The 16820-nt window shown below is 58.4% G+C and carries 15 protein-coding genes; 9 read left to right on the top strand and 6 right to left on the bottom strand.

Annotated elements, in window-relative coordinates; all coding sequences use genetic code 11:
- Nucleotide 1: 1 nt before the first annotated feature.
- The 3 genes from VFU66_RS07150 to VFU66_RS07140 all read right to left on the bottom strand — a co-directional run bounded on the left by VFU66_RS07150 (nucleotide 2) and on the right by VFU66_RS07140 (nucleotide 3843).
- Nucleotides 2–760, bottom strand: coding sequence for an ABC transporter permease (locus VFU66_RS07150; RefSeq protein WP_326445555.1), 759 nt, complete (start codon nucleotides 758–760; stop codon nucleotides 2–4).
- Nucleotides 761–970: 210 nt separating this feature from the next.
- Nucleotides 971–3244, bottom strand: a complete 2274-nt coding sequence (locus VFU66_RS07145) for a TonB-dependent receptor (protein WP_326445554.1) — start codon at nucleotides 3242–3244, stop codon at nucleotides 971–973.
- 221 nt (nucleotides 3245–3465) lie between these two features.
- Nucleotides 3466–3843 carry a hypothetical protein gene (locus tag VFU66_RS07140; RefSeq protein WP_326445553.1) on the bottom strand — a complete coding sequence of 126 codons (378 nt, stop codon included), beginning with the start codon at nucleotides 3841–3843 and terminating at the stop codon, nucleotides 3466–3468.
- A 78-nt stretch (nucleotides 3844–3921) separates the two neighbouring features.
- On the opposite strand from VFU66_RS07140, the gene VFU66_RS07135 reads away from it, so the two are divergent.
- Both VFU66_RS07135 and VFU66_RS07130 read left to right on the top strand, forming a co-directional pair.
- On the top strand, nucleotides 3922–5097 hold the full coding sequence (locus tag VFU66_RS07135; protein WP_326445552.1) for a diflavin oxidoreductase: 1176 nt from the start codon (nucleotides 3922–3924) through the stop codon (nucleotides 5095–5097).
- A 73-nt stretch (nucleotides 5098–5170) separates the two neighbouring features.
- Nucleotides 5171–5800: an NAD(P)-dependent oxidoreductase gene (locus VFU66_RS07130; RefSeq protein ID WP_326445551.1), complete on the top strand. Its 630-nt coding sequence runs from the start codon at nucleotides 5171–5173 to the stop codon at nucleotides 5798–5800.
- A gap of 7 nt (nucleotides 5801–5807) precedes the next feature.
- Here VFU66_RS07130 and VFU66_RS07125 read toward each other — a convergent pair whose 3' ends face one another.
- Nucleotides 5808–6248, bottom strand: coding sequence for a DUF6526 family protein (locus VFU66_RS07125; protein ID WP_326445550.1), 441 nt, complete (start codon nucleotides 6246–6248; stop codon nucleotides 5808–5810).
- Nucleotides 6249–6345: 97 nt separating this feature from the next.
- Between VFU66_RS07125 and VFU66_RS07120 the strand changes: the two genes are divergently transcribed.
- The 3 genes from VFU66_RS07120 to VFU66_RS07110 are packed head-to-tail and all read left to right on the top strand — an operon-like array spanning nucleotide 6346 to nucleotide 8117.
- Nucleotides 6346–7227, top strand: a complete 882-nt coding sequence (locus VFU66_RS07120; RefSeq protein ID WP_326445549.1) for a deoxyribonuclease IV — start codon at nucleotides 6346–6348, stop codon at nucleotides 7225–7227.
- 36 nt (nucleotides 7228–7263) lie between these two features.
- Nucleotides 7264–7644 carry a hypothetical protein gene (locus VFU66_RS07115; RefSeq protein WP_326445548.1) on the top strand — a complete coding sequence of 127 codons (381 nt, stop codon included), beginning with the start codon at nucleotides 7264–7266 and terminating at the stop codon, nucleotides 7642–7644.
- Nucleotides 7575–8117 carry a CPBP family glutamic-type intramembrane protease gene (locus VFU66_RS07110; protein WP_326445547.1) on the top strand — a complete coding sequence of 181 codons (543 nt, stop codon included), beginning with the start codon at nucleotides 7575–7577 and terminating at the stop codon, nucleotides 8115–8117. The genes VFU66_RS07115 and VFU66_RS07110 overlap by 70 nt, the downstream gene beginning before the upstream one ends.
- Here VFU66_RS07110 and VFU66_RS07105 read toward each other — a convergent pair.
- Together VFU66_RS07105 and purU are read right to left on the bottom strand one after the other, a co-directional pair.
- Nucleotides 8024–8791 carry a CPBP family glutamic-type intramembrane protease gene (locus VFU66_RS07105; RefSeq protein ID WP_326445546.1) on the bottom strand — a complete coding sequence of 256 codons (768 nt, stop codon included), beginning with the start codon at nucleotides 8789–8791 and terminating at the stop codon, nucleotides 8024–8026. The two genes, VFU66_RS07110 and VFU66_RS07105, sit on opposite strands and share 94 nt — an antisense overlap.
- Before the next feature lie 51 nt (nucleotides 8792–8842).
- Complete coding sequence (gene purU, locus VFU66_RS07100; protein ID WP_326445545.1) at nucleotides 8843–9700, bottom strand: formyltetrahydrofolate deformylase; 858 nt, start codon at nucleotides 9698–9700, stop codon at nucleotides 8843–8845.
- A 134-nt stretch (nucleotides 9701–9834) separates the two neighbouring features.
- On the opposite strand from purU, the gene VFU66_RS07095 reads away from it, so the two are divergent.
- The 4 genes from VFU66_RS07095 to VFU66_RS07080 all read left to right on the top strand — a co-directional run bounded on the left by VFU66_RS07095 (nucleotide 9835) and on the right by VFU66_RS07080 (nucleotide 16817).
- Nucleotides 9835–10869 carry a LacI family DNA-binding transcriptional regulator gene (locus tag VFU66_RS07095; RefSeq protein WP_326445544.1) on the top strand — a complete coding sequence of 345 codons (1035 nt, stop codon included), beginning with the start codon at nucleotides 9835–9837 and terminating at the stop codon, nucleotides 10867–10869.
- Nucleotides 10870–10962: 93 nt separating this feature from the next.
- On the top strand, nucleotides 10963–12627 hold the full coding sequence (locus VFU66_RS07090; protein ID WP_326445543.1) for a DUF5005 domain-containing protein: 1665 nt from the start codon (nucleotides 10963–10965) through the stop codon (nucleotides 12625–12627).
- Between the two features lie 102 nt (nucleotides 12628–12729).
- A complete protein-coding gene (locus VFU66_RS07085) occupies nucleotides 12730–13020 on the top strand; it encodes a hypothetical protein (RefSeq protein WP_326445542.1) in 291 nt (96 codons plus the stop codon).
- A 47-nt stretch (nucleotides 13021–13067) separates the two neighbouring features.
- Entirely contained in the window at nucleotides 13068–16817 is a 3750-nt protein-coding gene (locus tag VFU66_RS07080; protein ID WP_326445541.1) for a TonB-dependent receptor, read from the top strand.
- The last annotated feature ends 3 nt before the right edge of the window (nucleotides 16818–16820 follow it).

Raw genomic sequence — 16820 nt, 5'->3', positions numbered from 1 at the left:
ATTATTCCTCAGCATAGCCCCAGCGGAAGGATTTGACGTGTTCAAGCGAGCGTATGGCGAGATCGAGCGCGAGACCGATGATGCCAATGATGGCCATGCCTGCGACGACGAGGTCGTAGCGGTTGCCTGCGTTGCGCGCATCGACGATAAGAAAGCCGAGGCCGGAGTCTACGGCGATCATCTCCGCGGCAACGACGACTAGCCAGGCAATGCCGAGCGTAATGCGGAGGCCGACGATCAGTTGCGGAACGACTGCCGGATAAAGGACGCGGCGGACGATTTGTGTGGGCGTGAGGCCGAAGTTACGTCCGGCGTTGATGTAGACCGCGGGAACATTCTGGACGGCATTGATGGCGGTGAGCAGGAGTGGAAAGAAGCAGCCGAGGAAGATGAGGAAGATGGCGGCGAGGTCTCCGACGCCGAACCAGAGGATGGCGATGGGTATCCAGGCGAGTGGGGAGATGGGACGCAGGAGTTGAATGATGGGGTTGAAGGCCATCTCGGCGCGACGATACCAGCCGATGGTCAGGCCAAGCGGGACGGCGAGGACGACGGCGAGGGCGAATCCCCAGGTGACGCGAAAGAGGGAGGCGACGATGTATTTGAGGAGCAGCTTGTGGTGGATGAGGTAGGCGATGCCGCCGAGTGTCTGCCACGGGCTGGGAAGGATGTGGATTGGATGCAGATCGATCGCTATCTGCCAGAGAACAAGCAGAACGGCGATGAATGCGATCGGCCGAAGCCGGACGAGCAGTTTCAAGACTCGACCTCTTTGGGGGTGCAGGATCATGTTAGCCGGAAGATGGGTGTCGTACCTCATCCGAAAGGTTGAGATTTGTTGATGCTATGGGAAAAAGCAGGTCCTCCCGCCTGTGGCGGCAGGATGACAACTGAATAATGGCTGAGCAAGTGTGTACTTTCCCACCCATCGCAAAAAGCGCGATGGATGGGGCACCCGGATTTGTAATTTTCAGTATCTGAAGCGGTAGCGGAGTTCGCCGTAGATCTGGCGCGGGTCGTTGTAGTGGAAGCCGCCGAAGGTGAGGCTGTTGTCGAGCAGGACGCGGCGGTTGGCGATGTTGGTTGCAGTGATGGAGGCTGAGATCTTCTCGCTGAAGGTTTTGTGAAGCGAAAGGTCGAGAGTGGTGTGTTCTGGGAGATAGTCGTTTGGGTAGATGTCGTTGGGATCGCCGTTGACGAAGCCGGAGCCGTAGTAGACGTTGGCTGAGGCTGTGGTGCGCCAGGGTAGGGCTGCGGTGAAGCCTGCATTGAGAGTGTTGCGCTGGTCGTGGTCGAGCGGTTCGTAGTTGAAGCCTGCATCGCATTGGGGCGAGGAGATGGGTGTGCAGATGAGGCCGCCGGTGATGGCTCCGCGTTGCTCTGCTATCTGGTTCGAGTAGGCGAGGTGAGCCTGCACGCGATGCCAGAGCTGCGGTGAGCGGAGGCTGAGTTCCCAGGCGCGGACGAGTGCGCCGTCGATGGTAACGGGAAAGTAGATGCTGGAGTCGCCGAGGTTGGCGTGGTCGAGGAAGTTGTTGATGCGCGTGCGGAAGGTGTCGGCGTCGAGCAGCCAGCCGCGGAAGGGAATCTGCACGCCGAACTGGTGCTCCTCGTCGCGCTCGCCGTGGAGCGGCGTGAAGGCGGTGTTGTTGGCGTTGGCAAATTGCACGAGTGGGCCGGAGGCGGTGAGCAGCGGAGGCGGTTGATAGAAGCGTCCGTAGAAGCCGCGAAAGACCCAGTTGAGTTTGGGCACGAGGATGGCTGCGCCGATGCGCGGGCTGGTTGCGTCTTCGGTGATCTCGCCTTGAAAGTGCGACTGACGCACGCCGGCGATCAGTGTGAGCCATGGAGTGGCCTTGAAGTTGTCGGAGATGTACTCCTCGACGAGGCCGCCGTTGGCGCTGGCCGGAGTGGTGAAGGGTGGCGTGCCACTGCCATTGTTGAAGATTGCGCCGAAGCGGTTGACGTCGTGCTGGCCGAAGGAATAGAGGCCCGCTTCGATGGTGTTGCGTGCAATGGTGGTGGTGACGGAGGCTTGAGCACCGGCGTAGTTTGAGGTGCGATGCGCGGTTGTGGCCACGGGCGTGTCGTCGGGGTGGGAGTCGTAGTTGGCGCGGTTGTAGTGGTAGAAGGGCGAGAGCTGGAGGACGGTGGAGGCATTGAAGGTATGGAGCCAGGAGAATGCGGCGAGGCCGTCGGTCTCGTGCTGGCCGTCGCGCAGGCCGCTGGAGTCGTACTGCCGGTTCTCAGGGCTGTCGGGATTGGGATCGTAGGGGATCTGGAAGTAGTCCGCGCGGAGTTGAGCGACGAGGCGAAGCTGGTCTTTGGGAGTGCGGTTGTTGATGAAGGAGGCAAAGGCTCCGTAGCCGTTGGCAGCGTCATGGAAGACCTGGCCGATGGGTGGAGCGAGTCCGTAGTCGCTGCGGTTGCCGGTGAGGCTGGCGTAGTATGCGGATTTCTCGCTGTGGTCGCCGAGGCTGAGCTGCGCCTCGGTTTGAAGGAAGCTGCCCGCGCTGAGTTTGAGTTCGGCCTGGCGGTCGCGCTCGAAGCCGGTGCGCGGGACGACGTTGAAGATGCCGTAGGTGCGGTCGCCGAGACCGGCGTTATAGCTGCCGCGCTGGATCTCGATGTAGTCGATGTCGGCGGGGTTGATCTGCGCGCCGAGGTTGGAGGCGATGTTGGTGTTGGGAATCTGAATGCCGTCGATGAGCCAACTGACCTGATGGCCGCCGCGCATGTGGAGCATGTCGTGGGTCATATAGGCTCCGGGGACGTAGTCGGTGATCATCGCGAGCGAGTTTGTGCGATCGGCACCGGGTGTTTCGGCAATCTGCTGGCGGCTGACGAGTGTGGTCGGCGTGACGGTATCGACGTTTGCGGAGTCAGCGATGGAGGTGACGGAGACGGACTGCTCGACCGTGCTGAGTTGCAACTCAAAATGCAGAATCGGCGATGTGTCGGAGGCGAGCGTGAGCGGCTGCCGGATGGCAGCGAAGTCGGTGTGCGAGACGGTGATGGTGTAGTCGCCGAGTGGAACGGACAGGATGGCGAACGATCCGTCGGACGCGGTGACGGTGGATCGGGTAAGGGCGGAGCTGGTGGAGTGAAGCTCGATGTGTGCGCCGGCGATGGGGCGGTGCTGCGGATCGTGAACAATGCCGCGAACCTGTGCGAAGATGGCGGCGCGGGCGGCGGGATGGCCGGCGAAAACAAAGGCGATGAAGAGCAGAATAATTTTGCGCATGGGTCTCTCGGTTTAATCTCTGGGTTTAGGAAACAGTCCTCCCGCCATGCGGGGGCGTGACAGCAAAGGCGCGCTGAGCGAGCGTATACATTCCCATCCATCGCATGAGATCGCGATGGATGATGCACCCGAGCGTTAGTGCTGTTTGAAGGAAAGGCAAACGCAGATCCTCCCGCTACGCGGAAGGATGACAGCTTTTGCTCAATGGCTTTCCGGGATGGCTATATTTGCTGAACGGGAGGGCCGCGCTTTTGGTGTGGAAATTTGACGTTGCTTTTGGAGCGAGTCTCGGCGTGCAGTGTGACCGAGGCGGCAGCGGCCGGGGTGGCAAAGACGAAGGTGCTGGCCTGTATCTGGGCGTGAGTGACGCGGACAAGCGTCGCAGGGCGAGGATATGCCGGGCACTTTTCGGGGATGGAGGAGAATGCGGGGTCGTTCGATGCGGATGCGGAAGGCATCTGCATGTTGCAGTGGTGGGCACCGTTGCGGCGGCAGCACGCTGGAAGGTTCGCATCGGAGGTTGCCGTCAGCGCGAACAGGGGCGAGACCAGCGGCAGGTTGAACAGCAGCAGCAACGAGATGGCGAGAAGACGCCGCACAGCTTGATTGTACAGAGATGGCGCAATCGTCGTATGGATGCGTTGTGCGGATAGCGGCTTACCTTTTATCATGGAAGGATGACAGAGGTTTTGGAGCAGGAAACCAAGGGAACGCAGGCGCATACGGCGAAGTACACGCGCAACAATCCATATATTTCGAGGGTCCTCTATAACGAGCTACTGACGTCGGCGGACTCGGAGAAAGAGACACGGCACATCGAGCTGTCTCTTGAAGACGGCATGACGTATACACCGGGCGATGCGGTGGCCATCATTCCGGAGAACCGGGCGGAGGCTGTGGCTGAGACGCTCGCGGCGCTGGGGTTCAAGGGCGATGAGCGTGTGCTGGATCACTACAAGGTGGAGATCGGCCTGGAGGAGGCGATCAGGACCCGGTTGGGCATCGGCAAACTGGCGCGCGGCAGCCTGAACCAGTTTGCGAAGCTGGCTCCGGAGAACGAGAAGCTGAAGGCGCTGACCGGGCCGGAGCACAAGGCGCAGGCTGAGGAGTATTGCTGGGGGCGCGAGTTTGTGGATCTGGCACTGGATTTTCCCGGAGTGGTGACGGACCCGCAACAGTTGTTTCACGTGCTGCAACGGCTGACGCCCAGAATGTATTCCATCGCATCAAGCCAGGCACTGCACAAAGACAATGTGCAGACGACGGTTCGTGTGGTGCGGTATGACTCGCATGGACGCCACCGGCAGGGCGTTGCCAGTGGGCAGCTTGGCGACCGCGCGGCTACGGGCACCACGTTACCGATCTTTTTGCATTCCAATAACAACTTCCGACTGCCCGAAGATACGAATGCGCCGGTGATTATGATTGGCCCCGGCACGGGAATTGCGCCGTTCCGCGCGTTTTTGGAAGAGCGGCAGGCCACCGGGCAAAAGGGACAGAACTGGCTCTTCTTTGGCGAGCAGCGGCAGGCTTCGGACTTTCTCTATAAGGACCAATTTCTGGCGATGGTGAAGGATGGCGTGCTCACGCACCTGGACACGGCGTTTTCGCGCGACCAGCAGAAGAAGGTTTATGTGCAGGACCGGATGCGGGAGAAGGCGACGGAGCTGTACAAGTGGCTACAGCGCGGTGCGTACTTCTACGTCTGCGGAGATGCCAGCCGCATGGCCAAGGACGTCGAGACGGCGCTGCTGGATACGATTGCAAAGGGATCGAACGGCACGCTCGACTTTGCCGCTGAGTACCTTTCGGCGATGAAGAAGCAGAAACGGTATCAGCGCGACGTGTATTAGTCCTGAGTGCTGATCGCAAAACGCATGTGGTCCGGCATAGGCTGGGCCACATCCTTTTGGATTGGAGATGGTGATGAACATCGTCGTATATGGAGCTACGGGGAAGGCTGGGAGTTGCATCGTGAAGGAGCTGGTCGCACGTGGCCACAAGGTGACGGGTGTGGCGCGGAATGTTGATTCGCTGAAGGGGCGGCCGGGAGTAGTGACAAAGGTGGACGATCTCTCCAACGTGGATAAGATTGCGGCGGTGATTCAAGGTGCGGATGCGGTGGTGACGGCATATCAGCCTCCGTTCGACAACACCGATTTGCTTGTGGATGTGACGAAGCGCGAGATTGCCGCGGTGAAGTCGGCGGGTGTGCCTCGGCTGCTGATGGTGGGTGGCGCGGGGCTGCTGGAAGTGGCGTCGGGCATGACGCTGATGGACTCAGGACATTTGCCTGAGGTGTGGCTGCCGATTGCGCGGTCTCACAGGAAGGCGCTGGAGGCGTTACGAGCGTCAGATATCAACTGGACGTATCTGAGTCCGGCGGCATTTTTTGAGCCGGGAGAACGGACAGGAAAGTTTCGGCTAGGGACGAAGGAACTGATTGCCGATGCGAAGGGAGAGAGCCGGATTTCGATGGAGGATTATGCGATTGCGCTGGTAGACGAGATCGAGAATCCCCGGCACGAAAGAGGCTCGTTTTCGGTGGGTTGGTAAGGCGCGCTTAGACTCGGTGATGGTCTCCGCGCCAGTTGACGATGTTTTCCTTGATGGCTTTCGGGCAGAGGTTCTGGGTGAGAGTCTTGTGGACAAGTGCGGAAAGTTCTTCGTCTGATGCGAAGCGCAGGGCGATGAGCTGCGGCGTGGTGAGTTCGGAGATATGAGGAAGCTCGGCGGGGCCGAGGAGCGCCTGGAGGCGGAGCCGCTCTTCGAGACGGATGATGCGGTCCTGGAGCTTGAGGTCGTTCATTCGGCACTTCGTAGCCAGAATCAACAGAGCGATCGAAAGGATGATCCACCAGATGACGATGTGTGTGTGCGCGGACCAGTGACGAGCGGCGATGCAGATCGCGAAGAAGACGTTGAGGATGAAGACCGGAAAAACGAAGAAGTGAATCCAGGGATCGAAGCGGTGGTGGTTTTTAAGATTCTGTTCGATGGGCATCTTTGTACTTCCTTTCGGGCGTTTCGAATTGAAGGAGCGACTGGTTGATGCTGTGGCAAACAGCATAGCACCGACGAAATTCGGGTAGGCTTGTGAAATGGCTGGACTGAAGAAGCGGATTGGCGTGCATGTGGGCACGGCGGGCGGGGTGTGGACGTCCGTCGAGCGGGCCGTGGAGTCGGGAGCGAATACGTTCCAGATTTTCTCGGCGAGTCCGAGGATGTGGAAGGCTGCGCCGGTGAAGGCGGCGGACGCGACGAAGATGCTGGAGCTGCGGAAGCAATATGATGTGGGGCCGGTGGCAGTTCACGCGAGCTATCTGATCAATGTGTGCAGCCAGACAGGGAGTGTGCGGGCAAACTCGGTGACGGCCTTTCGCGGCGAGGTGGAGCGTGCGATGGCTCTGGGAGCGGAGTACCTAGTGCTGCATCCGGGGAGTTGGAAGGGATTGACGCGCGAGGAAGGGCTGCGGCTGGCGGCGGAGTCGATTGAGCGGGCGATTGACGGGATCGATTTTTCTAAGGTGATCAGCCCAGGAAAGGATTTTCGGATTCTGATTGAGAACACGGCTGGCGCGGAGTTTTCTCTGGGCGGAAAACTGGAGCAGGTCGCAGAGTTGGTAGAGACGTTGCGTGCTTCGGCGCCCGTGGCGGTGTGTCTGGATACGTGCCATGTGCATGTGGCGGGCTATGACATCGTGACGACGGACGGCTACATCGAGACGGTGAAGCTGGTGGAGTCCACGGTGGGGTTCGATGCGGTGAAAGTGTGGCACTGCAATGATGCGAAGGCGGCGATGGGCTCGAAGCTGGACAGGCACGAGCATATCGGTGAAGGGACGATTGGCGCGGAGGCGTTTCGGCGGTTGTTGCACGATGCGCGGTTCGCCCATGCGGCATTTATTGCGGAGACGCCGGTGGACGCTCCGGGCGATGAGGCGCGCAATGTCGGAGTGCTGCGAACGCTAGCTTCGGGGTGATGGCTTGTGATTGGACCTGAGGTTGCGATTGCGGCATTGCTGACGCTTGCGTTCTATTTGTACGCTGCGTTCTTTGCGATTTCACTGGATAGGCTCGGCGAACGGTGGCCGGTTTGCTTGTGGTTGGCTGCGCCCGGATTGCTTTGTATTCCGTATGCGCTGGTGGCTTCTTCGGCTGGGATGTTTCGCTGGGAGTGGTTGACGCTCTATGCGGTGTTGCCGATTGCGGTTGTGACGCTGCTTTGGCAGGCGAGGTGCATGGATGCCGCGGGGCGCGGGAACTGGCGTGATTTTCTAGTGCTGATGGTGCTCGGATTGGCGGTTGACCTGCGCTGGTTTGAAGCGGCATGGCCAGCGCGATTAGCGATTTTCAACAAGATGCTGCTCCTCGATGCGGCATCTACGGGTTTCTGGTGATGCGGCGGCTGGATGGGGCCGGCTTTGACCTGCGGCTGCGATGGCGCGATGCGAAGGTGGGGTTGCGCGAGTGGATGTATTATGTGCCGATTGCCGTGCCGCTTGGTTTGTGGCTTGGTTTTCTGCATCTGCATGGATTTCATGCTTCATGGGCCGGATCGGTGAAGTTGGCTGCTGCTGCGATGTTCACTTTCTTTTTCATCGCTGTACCGGAGGAGCTTTTCTTCCGTGGATGGCTCCAGAACCTGCTGGAGCGCCGCGTGGGGCGGAATGGCGCGCTGGTTTTAACTTCGGTATTGTTCGGACTATCGCACTTCAACAAGCGGGCGCTGCATTTCAACTGGCGGTATGTTTTGCTGGCGTCGGTGGCGGGGATTTTTTATGGCCGGGCGTGGAGAGAGGAGCGGAGGGTTGGCGCTTCTGCGATGACACATGCGCTGGTGGATGTTGTGTGGGGGTTCTGGCTGAGGTGATGGTGCTGGTGATAGGTGAGGTAACCGAGGCCGACGCGCATGTTGTGATCGATGTGCCCGGGTACGGTCATGGCTAGCGTGATGCCGAGAATGGCATGGGCTATGGCGAGCGGGTAGAGGTTGCGATAGCAGAGAAACAACAGGCAGGAGGCCAGTCCCCAGGCGAGCGTGAGCGGTGTGAGGATGGGATTGGGCAGGTGGGCGAGGGTGAACAGCAGCGCCGCTGCAATCGCCGCGTGTTTTGCGGAAAGCACACGCAGGAGGCGCAACAGGAAGAAGTCCTGTAGGAGAAACTGTTGTACCGCTGCCCAGATGGCGTATCCCCAGTATCGTTGCACGAACAGTATGCAGGTGCGGGGCAGGCTGAGCGTGCCCAGCACCGAGGCGACACCGATGGCGCACGCTGCAAGCGCGAGCGTGGCGGGGACGATCCATGCCGAGCGCAGCGGACGAGAGACCCGCAGACCCATGGTTCGCATGCCGTCGAATGAGACGCAGGTGGCGATGACGATCCAGATGATTGCCGTGATGGAGAGAGGATGCCGTGCGGTGCGCGGGGCCCAGAGGACGAGCAGGATCAGTCCGTATCCGCCGCCTAGTTCGACGAGAGCACGCCATTTGGCGGCCCGGGACAATGGACTCGGATCGGCGGGGGTAGCGGTGTCGGCGGCCATGAATGATGGTAGCGCCGTGAGCACGGAAATTGGAGGAGACGCCCTCCTGTGCTACGCAAAGATGACGGTCTTGTTGGCGTAGGAGAGGATGCGGTCGTTCAGGTGCCAGCGGACAGCGCGTGAAAGCACGAGACGCTCAAGGTCGCGTCCCTTCTGGACGAGGTCGGGCAGTTGGTCGTTTTGTGAGATACGGGTCACGTCCTGCTCGATGATGGGGCCTTCGTCGAGGGCCTCGGTGACGTAGTGGCTAGTCGCGCCGATGAGCTTGACGCCGCGAGCGAAGGCTGCGTGATACGGCTTGGCGCCGGTGAATGCAGGCAGGAAGGAATGATGAACGTTGATGATCTGTTGCGGATACGCGCGGACGAAGTCAGGCGAGAGCACCTGCATGTAGCGGGCGAGGACGATGAGATTGATTTGATGAGCGGCGAACAGCTCGCGCTGCCGATGCTCGGCCTGAGCCTTATTAGCGGTGGTGATGGGAATGTGGTGGAAGGAAATACCGTGGAAGTTTGCTAATGCGCGGGCGTTCTCGTGGTTACTGATGATTAAGGAAAGGTTGCAATTGAGCTCGCCAACCTGGCGGCGGTCGAGCAGGTCAGCGAGGCAGTGCAGGTAATGAGAGACGAAGATGGCGACGTTTCGTGTCGGAGTGGCGAAAGTGAGACGCCAGTTCATACGGAACTGCTCAGCAAGCGGCGTGAAGACATGGCGAAACTGGGCCTCGTCGCAGGCTGGATTTTGCGTGGCGAACTCGACTCGCATGAAGAAGAGACCAAGTTCGACGTCTTGGTGCTGATCGGCGTTGAGGATGTTGGCGTCATACTCTCGGACGAGAAAGTTGGCGATGGCAGCGACGATCCCTTTGCGGTCCGGGCAGTCGATGAGCAAAACGGCGGTTTTAGACATATACGCAAGAATAGGGCATCGGCATCATAAGCGGTAGGCGTAAGAGCATGCAGCGTCGATTCTGTGGGCAAACTCGGACTTTGTGATTAACTAAACAGGCTTCTAGATAACGTGTAACTTCTAAATCAGGTGCTATGCCCACGATTATTGAAGTAGCCGAGCGCGCGAAGGTCTCGATTGCAACGGTCTCCAACGTGATTCGTGGGACCAGACGGGTGAGTCCCAAGTTGGAAGAGCGGGTGCGTCAGGCCATCCGCGAACTGGACTATTACCCCAATGAAATCGCGCGCAGCCTGAAGGTGAAGCAGACCCGGATGCTGGGCATGATTATTCCCGACATTACAAATCCCTTCTTTCCTGAGATCATCCGCGGGGCCGAAGACAGCGCATTCGAGCGCGGCTACTTTCTGGTAACGGCCAATACCGACGAACAAATTGGGCGCGAACGGCGCATCATCTCTGCGCTTCGGTCGTACCGGGTCGACGGAATTTTGTTGGCTTCGGCGCCGGGCAAGGACTGGAGCCATATCCGCAACACGCTTCATGCGGGCATTTCGATTGTTTGTCTGGACAGGGCCGCCTCCGGGATCAAGACGGATGCCGTGCTGCTGGACAACGTTCGCGGCGGGCGAGAGTGTGTCCGGCACCTGATCCAGACAGGCCACCGCAGAATTGCGATTATTACCGGGTCGCTGGAGTTGCAGACAGGACGCGAGCGCCTGCGCGGATATGAAGAGGCGCTGAAGGAGGCCGATATTGAGATTGATCGGAGCATGGTCCTCGAAGGCGACTTCAGAGAGGAATCCGGCTACCGGCTGGGCAAGGATCTCTTGCGGAAGCGGGGAAGGCCGACCGCGATCTTTGTCTGCAACGGTGTGATGACGCTGGGCGTGCTGAAGGCATTGGAAGAGATGGGTGTCTCCTGTCCGGGTGACATCGCGCTGGCGACATTCGACGATCTGGTGCTGGACCGTTCATTCCATCCGCATCTGACGGCGGTGGTGCAGCCGAGCTACGAGATTGGGTCACGGGCGGCCAATATTTTGATGGATCGCATTGAAGGGAAACTGACGAGCGAGCCATCCGTGGTGAGGATCGTGCCGACACTGGTTATTCGCGAATCGACGAAGCCGCGCGGTCAATCGGCGAATGGAGCCGGCTCCAAATAAAAGTTGACAGAGGTTGAGGTCGGATAGTTTGATAGGGGCGTCAGAGAACGTAAAACGTTTAACAGATTTCTATCCTCGGTCAGGAGATTGCCGTTGCTCCATCCGATCTTCAGACAAATCTGGGTTGCAAGCTTCGTGCCTGTAGCGATGCTGTCGATTGCAGCGATGATGTGTCAGGGGCAAGTTGTGTCTCCACCTGAAAGCACATTCTTTGCAACGGCAGCTGAAGAGTCGTATGCAACCTACCAGTTGCCGGGCGACGGCGATCTCTGGCCTTCGTGCTGGTCTGACGATGACAACGTGTACGCCGCCAATGGCGACGGCAAGGCCTTTACCAAGGCAATAAGCCGGTACGACATGGCGGTCAGCAGGATCAGTGGCATGCCGCCTGCTCTGAGAGGAACTACTGTGTCCACTAATGTGGGGACAAATTGGAGCGGACCGAACTACAACCGCAAACCGACAGGCATGGTGTGTGTCGGCGGAGCTATCTATCTTGCGTTTCAGAACCTGGGTCTGAAGTTCAATGATGCTCCGGCCGCATCCATTGCAAAATCTTCCGATCACGGGCTGACATGGACATGGGACACACGCGCGCCGATGTTTGGGACACCAGGCGATTCCGCAAGTCCGCTCGCCTACAAATTCACAACCATATTCTTTCTCGACTATGGCAGGAACTCAGACAATGCGATCGATGGCTATGTCTATGCGTATGGGTTAGACCATAACTGGAGGTCGCAGCAGACGATGTATCTGGCGCGGGTTCCAGCGGATCGTATCCAGAAGCGCTCTGCGTGGGAGTTTTATGCGGGAGCCAGCGCGGAGGGTGCTCCTGTATGGTCGCGCGATATGGCGCGCAAGGTAGCTGTTTTGACTGATGAGCGGCTGCTCTATCCTGCAGTATTTAAAAAAGACTGCTCCGCCAATCAGCATGTGATTGGGCAGGGAGGCGTGGTGTACGACGCGCCGCTGAAGAGATATATCTTCGCGTCCTGGTCATGCGCGACCCAACAGTTTTATGAGGCGCCAAAACCATGGGGGCCATGGAGCCGTTTTCTATCCAAGGATTTTGGCCCTCTGCGCAAGTCGCCAAACTATGGGCAGTACGGAACGAACATCCCATCGAAGTACATCAGCACCGACGGCAGGACGCTTTATGTGCAGAGTAATGTCTGGTGGGCTGCGTATACATTCGCGCTACGGCGGCTCTATCTACAGCCGTATTCAGCATCGCAGCCGTTTAATGGTCCTTCAGGGGAGGATCTTGCGGCCGCGCCGGGAACGCGCGCTACCAGCAAGAGTACGCATTTCGGTTCCTTGTGTGGCTTGGACTGTTCGGACCTGATCAGCGGCGCACAGGCTGGAGGAAGTGAGGACGATTGGGATGAAGAGTCGAAGACGACGGACTGGTGGGGCTACACGTGGCCTCGGTCCTACAGCATTAACCGCGTTGTATACACAACGGGAGTCATGTCCGGAGACGGCGGCTGGTTCGCTGACAACTTGCGCGTACAGATCCGTCGCGACTTTCGGTGGATTGATGTTCCCGGAGTTACGATGACTCCGGCTTATCCCTATGACCAGCGGGCGGGAAGCTATGCAACATACACGTTCAGCTTTCCGGTGGTTGTGGGGGATGGTGTTCGCATCATCGGGACGCCGGGCGGTGCTTCACATTTCACCTCGATCAGTCGGTTGCATGTCTATGATTCAAGTCGGTCGATTGGAAGTGCGAAGGTTGCTCCGACAAAGTAGAGGACCGACTGCCCGATAAATGATGGCTTTGGCAATGCGAGGCGAGCAGAGGACAGGCGCTTGGTTCCGGGCGAAAGATTCATGGAATGGTTGCGAGGAGTGATGGAGGATGAGCCTGATCTTCTTGGGGTGGAAGCGATGATGAGGTGTTCAAAAAAAATCTTGACAACGGTATTTTGCTCGTGGTCAGATGCTGTTCGGCACAGAGTAAAACGTTTAACAGATGTTGTTGCCGGAGCCGTTGATCAGTTAATGATGCTCGATAATTTTGCAGTGGCAGAGCAGGCCGTGCAAGACCTGAGCACTGAGTGGCTGCGGCGTTCCGCTGTGCATAGTATTCTTCGGGGCCTCGTCGTACAGAATGAACGCTTCAAGAACCACGGGTCTGAATGATGTGCAGAGATAGTTAAAGGTTTAATAATGACGGAGAGGGTAAGGTTATGAGAACTTGGCCAGTTGTTGTGACGCTCCTATTATCGATTTCGCTGTTGCCCGCCAATCTGGCGGCGCAGATCGATCGCGGTGCCATCAAGGGCGAGACTGTCGACACCCAGAAGGCTGCCGTGCCCAATGCAAAGCTTGCGCTCAAGGAAGAAGCAACCGGTGTTGTGACGAATACGGTCTCCGGCGCTTCGGGGCAGTTCAATTTTCTGAACCTGACGCCCGGCGTCTATACGCTCACCTCGTCGGCCGGAGGATTCAGCACGTCGGTGCAGCAGCACATCGTGGTTGGTACGGGCGCAACGGTTTCGTTGACGGTCGTGTTCCAGCCTGGAGAGGTGCAGTCGACTGTGACGGTTTCTGCTGATACAGGCACGATTCAGACACAGACGTCGGACATCGGCACGGTCATTTCTCCCGAGCAGATTAAAGACTTGCCGTTGCACATGAGCGGAGACTCGCGCAACCCGTTGAGTTTTGTCTTCCTTACGCCGGGCGTGTCCGGGTCGGTGCCGGGAGCGCAGCCGGATTATCGCCTGCATATCAGCGGCTCATCGAGCTACGCGAACGAAGTGTATATGGACGGTATCCCGGTGATGGCGACCGACCTGCCCGGCGGGATCGACGACCAGCATCCTCCGCTCGACGCGATCAGCCAGTTCAAGCTGGTGAATAACAACCAGACGGCGCAGTACGGGCTTTCGAGCGGCGTGGTTTCGTTCGAGTTTAAATCGGGCACCAATGCATTCCACGGAAGCCTGTTCGAGTACCTACAGAATGATGCCCTGAATGCGGGTGGATATGTGTTCGATGCGCTGCGCGCGCGTACAGATTGCACGGTGACTCCGCAACCAGCCGGTTGCCGGAAGCCGGGTTTGAAGCAGAACGAGTTTGGCGGAACGTTCGGAGGGCCAGTGCGGATTCCGAAGCTCTATGACGGACGCGACAGGACCTTCTTTTTTGTCGATTACACTGGATTCAAATTCCGTCCGAGTTCGAGTAACGCGAGCTTGACGACGGTGCCCAACAAGTACCGCACGGGCGATTTCTCTCAGGCGCTTGGTCCGCAGTTGACCGACGGCAGCGGTAACCTGATCTACGATCCAGCGGGACGGCCTGTGTATCAGGGGGCGATCTACAATCCTCTCTCGACCCATACGGTGATCGGACAGGACGGTAAGAGCTATCAGGTGCGCGACCCGTTCCCGGGCAACATTATTCCTTCAGGCACACCTGGATTGAGCAAAGTCACGCAGAACGTTCTGAAATACTTCCCAACGGCGGACAGCGACGCATTGTTCAACAACCTGGTACGGCGCCAGGCAGTGAAGACTGATGAGCATCGCGTGGTGGTGAAGATTGATGAACATCTGACGGACAAGAACGCCGTCTCTGGGAGCATCTTTCTGGGCGGGTTCACGAACACGAACAACGGCGGCCTGAATCTGTACGATTCCAACTCGACCCAGGTGAATACGAAACAACTGCGTCTTTCTTACAACTACACGCACTCTGCCACACTGGTGAACAACTTGAATGTAGGTCTGCTGCGCGATACGGGATTTTCCGGACCGCTACAGGCCGGCCCGGGCCTGACGGCTCTTGGGCTCACAGGTTTGCCTGCGCTGGAGAGTAACAGCCCATTTCCCAACATCGCGTTGCGCAATCAGAACAGCATCGGTACGGGTGGCGCCAGTGGAGACGCAGAGAACCGCTATATCGTCAGCGACAACCTGACGCTGGTTCGCGGCGAACATACGCTGACATTCGGGGGCGAGCTACGGAAGTTGCAGCGGAATAACAGCGGCATTGCCGGCGGTGGCTTCAACTTTGAGGCTACAGAGACGGCACTGAACGGAACAGGATTTGCGAACGGCCAAGTGGTGGCGCTGCCTGCGCAGACGGGAAACTCGGTTGCCAGCTTTTTATTTGGCGGCCTTGATTTCTCGCGCTTTGATTATCCGATCTCCCAGTACTACCGCTGGACTCAGATGGGCCTGTATGCGCAGGACGATTGGAAGATCAACCAGAATTTGACACTCAACGTTGGCTTGCGCTATGACCTGCAGGTGCCGCGCACGGAGAAGTACGGGAATGTCTCGACCATGGACCCGACTGTTCCGAATCCCGCGGCCGGAGGCATTCCAGGCGCGTATGTCTTCTACGGGAAAGGGACTGGGCGCAACGGGAAGACGCGAGTGGGCAACATCAACTATCTCGGGTTCCAGCCCCGGGTAGGCTTTGCGTATTCTCCGGACGCGGCGCACAGGACGGCGCTGCGAGGAGGGTTTGCGATCACTCGCCCTCTGGGTAACGACAATATCGGTGGCACCGTCTCCTACGATGCCGGGTATGCGGGACTCGCAACGGTGAACAGGCCGCAGGACTATGTGGGTTCTCCCGCGTTTTACTGGGACAACACTTATCCGCCAGGCAGCGTCATCGCAGCGGGTTCGGCGCTGAGTCCGTCGATCCTGACGGGGAACGACAATCCGGCGTGGATCGGGTCGAATGTAGGGCTTCCGCCGACGCAGATTTACTGGTCGATGCAGATTCAGCAGCAGATGACGAGCAGCATGATGGCAAGCATCGGCTATGTGGGGATGCATACTTATCATCTGGGCCTGTGGTCGAAGCCGAATGAGTCGAACCCCAAGGTCGTGCAGCAGAAATACAGCGCAGCCGCGGCAGCGGCGGGGATGCCGTTGAACGAGTTCCTTGTTCTGCCGATCAATGATCCTCGCGTAGCGGCAGCAGGGGTGCAATCTCCGTGGCCTGGATTCGCCGCATTGTTCGGGCCGGGAGCCACGATGGCGCAGGCGCTTCGGCCTACTCCACAGTACGGCGATACAGACCACTTTATGGACCCGATTGGCAGCGTCTCTTACAACGGCTTGCAGACTAGTCTGCAAAAGCGATTCGCGCAGGGGCTGACGTTCCTGGTCTCCTATACGTTCTCGAAGACGATTGGCGATGTCGATTCTAACTCAGGACCTTCCGCCGGTGCGGAGAACGCGATCTTTGCTGGTTCGTTCTTTCAGGACTACTACAACGGCAAGGCGGAGCGCTCCGTGACCAGCTCGGACATTCCTCACGTCGTCTCGCTGAGCTACACCTACGAGCTTCCCATCGGGCCAGGCAAAAAGTATCTAAACCACAAAGGCTTTGTGGGTAAGGTCGCAGGCGGATGGTCGGTCTCGGGTATCCAGCAATACCAGAGCGGAAGGCCGATTCATATCGAATACGATGCATTCGGAGCTTCCAATCCATACTTTGCTGCAGGTGATGGATTCAGCTTCCGTCCAAATATCGTGCCTGGTCAACCTTTCAAGAATCCGCAGTACCGGAGAAGCTGCTCGGGGCCGTTGCAGGCATCGGCCGGGCGCAATCCTTGCCAGTTCTATATCAATCCCGCTGCATTCGTCGCGCCGCCGCCGGGTGAGTTCGGCAATGCGCCCAACCTGATCTCGTCGTTGCGAATGCCTGCCTACCTTGATGAAGATCTGTCGATCTCGAAGCGGACGACGCTATTCGAGGGACTCGACCTGCAATTCGAAGCAAACGCCTTCAACGTTCTGAACAGGACGACGTTCTCTTCGGGAGGCAATGCGCAGACGTTCATCATCAATCTGGCGCCGCCCAATCTGAGTCCGGCATCGTTGCAGAACTCGAACACCAACTTCGGTATTATGACGAACCAGCAGAATGGGCCTAGAATCATCCAGTTTGGCGCGAGGCTGGAGTTTTGAAGG

The sequence above is a fragment of the Edaphobacter sp. genome (assembly GCF_035763405.1).
Lineage (GTDB): Bacteria > Acidobacteriota > Terriglobia > Terriglobales > Acidobacteriaceae > Edaphobacter.
This window is presented reverse-complemented; position numbering and strand designations above follow the sequence as displayed.